This is a genomic window from Hydrogenivirga sp. 128-5-R1-1 (assembly GCF_000171895.1).
Map to the genome: position 1 here is coordinate 1 of NZ_ABHJ01000154.1, position 2,211 is coordinate 2,211.

Annotated in this window: 2 protein-coding genes; both read left to right on the plus strand. The window is 33.5% G+C overall.

Translation table 11 applies throughout. The features are described from left to right. The first annotated feature begins 244 nt into the window (after positions 1–244). Positions 245–901: an LPP20 family lipoprotein gene (locus tag HG1285_RS04010; RefSeq protein ID WP_008288742.1), complete on the plus strand. Its 657-nt coding sequence runs from the start codon at positions 245–247 to the stop codon at positions 899–901. A gap of 43 nt (positions 902–944) precedes the next feature. Next, a partial coding sequence (gene lepA, locus HG1285_RS04005; protein WP_008288743.1) for a translation elongation factor 4 occupies positions 945–2,211 on the plus strand: 1,267 nt, incomplete at its 3' end.

A 2,211-nucleotide genomic window follows, 5' to 3' on the forward strand; every position in this document is an offset into this window, starting at 1 on the left:
AGTTATAGGCAAAGCAGATGGGTCAATTTTTTTGGGTCCACATGAATTAATTGAAAAGATTAAAAAAGATGAGAAAGCAATTGATTGTAAGATTTTCGCTTTTTTCATATCCTTTCCTCCCTTTTTTTAAATAATAATAGTATTACAGTTTTATTTTGACAAGTGAATTTTACCTGAAATTTGCAACTTGCTGTCTTTTGGATTAAAAATTATTTTAAACTAAAATTTTATAGAGGGGTTTATCATGAAAAAATTTACTGGCATTTTAATTATTTCAGCAATATTGATTTCTTGTGCCGAAAAAAAACCTGGAAATGTTAAAAAAACTTTATCTGCTGAAAGAAAAGCTCAAATTTTAAAAAAATCACAGGCTAACTTTGAAGAACTTGAAAGAGAAGCAGAAAAAAAACCTGAGGAATTAACACTTCCTGAAACAAAAGAAGAAGCAATAATGCCTACAGTAAAGAAAAAAACAACAGTTAAAAAACAACCTGAAATTGTTAAAAAGGAAAAACCTAAAAAAGTTGAAAGGAAAATAAAAACTAAATATCCAATGAAAAATGGTTTGCCAGTATGGGTTTATAATCCAAATTATGGAGGATATCTGGGAGCTGTAGGTATTGCAAAAAAGCCACAAAGAGGCGGTTATCCACAGCAAAAAAGAATAGCTATAATGATAGCTCAATCAAATTTAGCAAAACAGATAAGACTTTTAGTAAATGCTGAAATTTATACAGAAAAACTAAGAATAAGTAAAAAAGATTATGAAATTTACAAATCTAAACTTAAATCTTTGTCAAAACAAGAAGCATCAGCTTATTTAAGAAACACTGTAGTTAAAGATGAATGGATAGATCCTAAAACTGGAGATTTGTATGTCTGGGTTGTACTTGAAAAATAAGATAAAATAATATACTTACTTTCTTAAAAAATCGGAGGACTTAATGTCTGACAGACTTAAATATATAAGAAACTTTTCTATAATAGCCCATGTTGACCACGGCAAATCTACACTTGCAGATAGATTAATGGAATTTTGCGGAGCCGTTGAAGAAAGAGAAAAAAAAGACCAGCTCCTTGACAGTTTGGACATTGAAAGGGAAAGAGGCATTACAATAAAACTTCAGGCTGTAAGACTCAAATATAAAGCAAAAGATCAAAATGAATATACGCTTCACCTTATAGACACGCCGGGGCACGTGGATTTTGGATACGAGGTTTCCCGTTCACTCGCAGCTTGTGAAGGGGCTCTTCTTTTAATAGATGCTACTCAAGGAATAGAAGCCCAGACACTCGCCACTTTTTGGCAAGCTTTAAATCTAGATTTAGAAATAATTCCTGTAATAAACAAAATAGACCTTCCATCAGCTGATGTTGATAGAATAAAGCAGCAAATAGAAGAAGTACTAGGACTTGACCCAGAAGAAGCAATACTTGCATCTGGCAAAGCTGGAATAGGTATAGAAGAAATACTAGAAGCTATTGTTAATAAAATTCCACCTCCTGAAGGAGATGAAAATAAACCTTTAAAAGCCCTTATTTTTGATTCTTACTACGACCCTTATAGAGGAGCAGTTGCATTTGTAAGAATTATGGACGGACAGGTAAAAAAGGGAACAAGAATAAGACTTATGTCTACAGGTAAGGAATTTGATGTTACAGAAGTTGGAGCTCAAATGCCTAAGATGACAGCCTTAGACGAAATGAAAGCTGGAGATGTCGGGTATATAGCTGCTTCTATTAAAGATGTTAAAGATATTAGAGTTGGTGATACTATAACAGATGCAAGAAATCCTGCTCCTCAGCCAATACCCGGTTTTAGACCGGCAAAACCTATGGTATACGCAGGTCTTTATCCAACAGGCTCTACAACATTTGAAGATATGAGAGATGCCCTTGAAAAGTACTCAATAAATGATGCTGCACTAACTTATGAAATTGAAAGCTCTCCTGCACTTGGTCTTGGGTTTAGATGTGGATTTTTAGGACTTCTTCATATGGAAATAGTGCAGGAAAGACTGGAAAGAGAATATAATATAGAGCTTATTACAACTGCACCAAATGTTATTTACAAAGTCAGATTAAAAACTGGAGAAGAAATAGAGATAAGAAACCCATCTCAGCTTCCAGAACCTACTAAAATAGATGCTATACTTGAGCCGTATATTGAAGCGAGCATAATTACTCCTTCAGAGTATATTGGGGCAATAA

Excerpts from the sequence above, each read along its gene's own strand:
- HG1285_RS04010 (WP_008288742.1), top strand. The coding sequence starts at position 245 with ATGAAAAAATTTACTGGCATTTTAATTATTTCAGCAATATTGATTTCT.